Annotated in this window: 3 protein-coding genes; 1 reads left to right on the forward strand and 2 read right to left on the reverse strand. The window is 72.5% G+C overall.

Annotation, left to right across the window (positions count from 1 at the left end; all coding sequences use genetic code 11):
• Nucleotides 1-2: 2 nt before the first annotated feature.
• Complete coding sequence (clpB, locus tag DLJ47_RS30725) at nt 3-2594, reverse strand: ATP-dependent chaperone ClpB (RefSeq protein WP_109905257.1); 2592 nt, start codon at nt 2592-2594, stop codon at nt 3-5.
• Nucleotides 2595-2679: 85 nt separating this feature from the next.
• Nucleotides 2680-3327, reverse strand: coding sequence for a TetR/AcrR family transcriptional regulator (locus DLJ47_RS30730; RefSeq protein ID WP_109905259.1), 648 nt, complete (start codon nt 3325-3327; stop codon nt 2680-2682).
• Between the two features lie 82 nt (nt 3328-3409).
• On the opposite strand from DLJ47_RS30730, the gene DLJ47_RS30735 reads away from it, so the two are divergent.
• The coding region (locus DLJ47_RS30735; RefSeq protein WP_109905261.1) for an epoxide hydrolase family protein at nt 3410-4492 on the forward strand (1083 nt) is incomplete at its 3' end.

Raw genomic sequence — 4492 nt, forward strand, 5'->3', positions numbered from 1 at the left:
GGTCAGGGCGCCGTCACCGTGAGGGAGTCCTTGGGGTCGGCCAGGTCGACCTTCACCGTGTCGCCGTCGCGGATCTGGCCGGCCAGGATGGCCTTGGCGAGCTGGTCGCCGATGGCGGACTGCACCAGCCGGCGCAGCGGGCGCGCGCCGTAGATCGGGTCGTACCCGTGGTCGGCCAGCCACTCGCGGGCGGCGTCGGTGATCTCCAGGCTTAGCCGGCGGTCGGCGAGCCGCTTGCGCATCCGGTCGAGCTGGATGTCCACGATGGCCCGCAGGTCGGCGCCCTGGAGAGCGGCGAACACCACGATGTCGTCCAGCCGGTTGAGGAACTCCGGCTTGAAGTGCGACCGGACCACCGCGAGGACGCCCTCCCGGCGCTGCTCCTCAGCCAGCGTCAGGTCGCTGATCACCGACGACCCGAGGTTGGAGGTGAGGATCAGGATCGCGTTGCGGAAGTCCACCGTGCGGCCCTGCCCGTCGGTGAGCCGACCGTCGTCGAGCACCTGGAGCAGGATGTCGAAGACGTCCGGGTGGGCCTTCTCCACCTCGTCCAGCAGGATCACCGAGTACGGCCGGCGGCGCACCGCCTCGGTGAGCTGGCCGCCCTCCTCGTAGCCGACGTAGCCGGGCGGGGCGCCGACCAGGCGGGCGACGGAGTGCTTCTCGCCGTACTCGCTCATGTCGATGCGGACCATTGCCCGCTCGTCGTCGAAGAGGAACTCGGCGAGCGCCTTGGCCAGCTCGGTCTTGCCGACGCCGGTCGGGCCGAGGAAGAGGAAGCTGCCGGTCGGCCGGTCCGGGTCGGCCACGCCGGCGCGGGCGCGGCGGACCGCGTCGGAGACGGCGCCCACCGCCTCGGCCTGGCCGACCACCCGGGCGCGCAGCGACTCCTCCATCCGCAGCAGCTTGGCCGTCTCGCCCTCCAAGAGCCGGCCGGCGGGGATGCCGGTCCAGGAGGCGACCACGGCGGCGATGTCGTCCGCGCCGACCTCCTCCTTGAGCATCGCGCCGTCGGCCTGCAGGCGGGCCAGCTCCTCCTCGGCCTTGGCCAGGTCGGCCTTGAGCGCGGGGATCCGGCCGTAGCGCAGCTCGGCGGCGCGCTCCAGCTCACCGTCGCGCTCGGCCCGCTCGGCCTCGCCGCCGAGCCGCTCCAGCTCCTCCTTGGCGGTGGAGAGCTTGGTGATGTGGCTCTTCTCCAGCTGCCAGCGCTCCGACAGCGCGGTGAGCTGCTCACGCTTGTCGGCCAGTTCCTTGCGCAGCCGTTCCAGCCGCTCGGCGGAGGCGGCGTCCGGCTCCTTGGCCAACGCCATCTCCTCGATCTCCAGGCGGCGCACCGCCCGCTCGATCTCGTCCACCTCGACCGGCCGGGAGTCGATCTCCATCCGGAGCCGGGACGCGGACTCGTCGACCAGGTCGATCGCCTTGTCCGGCAGGAACCGGTCGGTGATGTAGCGGTCGGAGAGGGACGCGGCGGCGACCAGTGCGGCGTCGGTGATCCGTACGCCGTGGTGCACCTCGTAGCGCTCCTTGAGACCGCGCAGGATGCCGATGGTGTCCTCGATGGTCGGTTCGCCGACCAGCACCGGCTGGAAGCGGCGCTCCAGCGCCGGGTCCTTCTCGATGTGCTCGCGGTACTCGTCCAGCGTGGTCGCGCCGACCATCCGCAGCTCGCCGCGGGCCAGCATCGGCTTGAGCATGTTGCCGGCGTCCATCGAGCCCTCGCCCTTGCCGGCGCCGACCACGGTGTGCAGCTCGTCGAGGAACGTGATGACCTGCCCGTCGGAGTTCTTGATCTCCTCCAGCACGGACTTCAGCCGCTCCTCGAACTGGCCGCGGTACTGCGCGCCGGCGACCATCGCGCCCAGGTCGAGCGAGACGAGCTTCTTGTCCCGCAGCGACTCCGGCACGTCGCCGGCCACGATCCGCTGGGCCAGCCCCTCGACGATGGCCGTCTTGCCCACGCCGGGCTCGCCGATCAGCACCGGGTTGTTCTTGGTACGCCGGGACAGCACCTGGATCACCCGGCGGATCTCCGAGTCCCGGCCGATGACCGGGTCGATCTTGCCGTCCCGGGCGCTGGCGGTCAGGTCGACGCCGTACTTGGCCAGCGCCTGGTAGGTCTGCTCCGGGTCGGCGGTGGTCACCCGCCGGTCCCCGCCGCGCACGGTCGGGAAGGCGGCGACCAGGTTCTCCTCGGTCGCGCCGGCGGACTTGAGAGCGCCGGACACCGCGCCGCCCACCCGGGCCAGGCCGGCGAGCAGGTGCTCGGTGGAGGTGTACTCGTCGCCCAGCGGCCGGGCGATCTGCTCGGCGGCGCCGATGGCGTTGACGAACTCGCGGGCCAGGGTCGGCTCGGCGATGCTGGAGCCCCGCGCGGCGGGCAGCGCGTCGACCGCGCGCTGGGCGGCCCGGCGCAGGTCGGCCGGGTCGGCCCCGACGGCGCGCAGCAGGCCGGCGGCGGTCGACCCCTCGGTGTCCAGCAGTGACAGCAGCAGGTGCCAGGGCTCCACGGTGGCGTGGCCGCGCTGGTTCGCCAGCGCGACGGCACCGGTGATCGTCTCGCGGCTCTTGGTGGTGAGGCGTTCCGTGTTCATGGGCTCCCCCGGATCGGCGTGTCCACTGGAAAGGACACAACCAGAGTTGAGCCTATTCCGCTCAACCCTGGCGGTGTGAGCTGAGTCACTCGGAGCGGCGCCAGCGCCAGGCGAACTCGCCCGCCGCCGGCGGCGGGCCGGGCAGCGGGGGGTCGGTCACGGCCAGGCCGGCCAGCAGCACCGCCAGGTGGCGCCGGCGCAGTTGCCGGGTCCGCTCCTGATCGGGTACGCGCAGTGCGGCGCAACCCTCCAGCAGCAGCCCGACGTCCTGGGTCACCACGTCGGGTCGCAGCCGACCGGTGGCGTGGGCCCGCTCGACCAGCGTCACGGTCAGGTCGTTGGCGCGCTGCGCGTCCCGGCCCATCTCCTCGGTCGGGGTGAAGGTGCCGGCCAGGTGGACGGTGAGCGAGTGCACGTCGGCGTCGACCACGCGCTCCAGGAAGCCGGTGAAGCCCCGCCAGCCATCCGGCTCGGCGAGCGCCGCCTCGGCCTCGGCGACGTACCGGCGCAGCCCATCGTGGCAGAGCCGGCGGAGCAGGTCCTCCTTGCCCGCGTACCGGCGATAGAGGGCGCTGATGCCGACGCCGGCGCGGTCGGCGACGGCGGCGATCGGGGCCTTCGGGTCGTCGAGGAAGACGGCGCGCGCCGCTTCCAGGATCACCGCGTCGTTGCGGGCGGCCTGCGCGCGGCGGCCGGCCAGCGGCGCGGCGGCGTTTCCGGTCGGGTTCGGCATGGATCGAGATTAGCAGTGGAACGGATCGTTCCGCTCTGCTATGTTGAAACGGAACGAAACATTCCGTTCTGAAGGAGCAACCATGACCGGCACCGCCATCCGCCCGTTCCGCGTCGAGATCCCGCAGGCCGCCCTGGACGACCTGGCCGACCGGCTGCGCCGGACCATCTGGCCCGGCGAGCTGCCCGGCGTCGGCGGCGCGTACGGGATGACCACCGACCGGGTCCGCGGCCTGGCCACCTACTGGCTGGAGACGTTCGACTGGCGGGCCGTCGAGGCCCGGCTGAACGCCCACCCGCAGTTCGTCACCGAGATCGACGGCCAGCGGGTGCACTTCCTGCACGTCCGGTCCTCCCGGCCGGACGCCACCCCGCTGGTGCTCACCCACGGCTGGCCCGGCTCGGTGCTGGAGTACCTGGACGTGATCGCCCCGCTGACCGAGCCCACCGACCCGGCGGCGCCGGCGTTCCACCTGGTCATCCCGTCGATCCCGGGCTTTGGGTGGTCCGGCCCGACCGGCGAGGCCGGCTGGAACCGCTACCGCACCGCCCGCGCCTGGGCCGAGCTGATGAGCCGCCTGGGGTACGAGCGCTACGGCGCGGTCGGCAACGACGGTGGCTCGCTCATCTCGCCCGAGCTGGGCCGGATCGACCCGGAGCACGTGCTCGGCGTGCACGTCACCCAGCTCTTCTCGTTCCCGTCCGGCGACCCGGCCGAGTTCGCCGACCTCTCCGCGGCCGACCAGGCGGCGCTCAAGCACCTCCAGTGGTTCTACGAGAACAAGTTCTCCTTCAACCAGGTGCACAGCCAGCAGCCGCAGACCCTGGCGTTCGCGCTGGCCGACTCGCCGGTCGGGCTGCTGGCCTGGAACGCCCAACTGTTCGACGAGAGCCTGGACGACGAGTTCGTCGTGGCCAACGTGGCGCTCTACTGGTTCACCGGCACCGCCGGCTCGGCCATCCGGTTCTACTGGGAGGACGCGCACGCCGGTGAGCAGCCCGAGGGGCCGACCACGGTGCCGACCGCGCTGGCCATGTTCCCCGGCGACTTCCAGTCGATCCGCCGCTTCGCCGAGCGCGACCACGCCAACATCGTGCGCTGGACGGCGTACGAGGCGGACGTCGACGGGCGCGGCGAGGTCGGCGGCCACTACGCCGCCCACGAG

The organism is Micromonospora sp. S4605, from assembly GCF_003176715.1.
In the GTDB taxonomy this organism is placed as follows: Bacteria; Actinomycetota; Actinomycetes; order Mycobacteriales; family Micromonosporaceae; genus Micromonospora; species Micromonospora echinaurantiaca.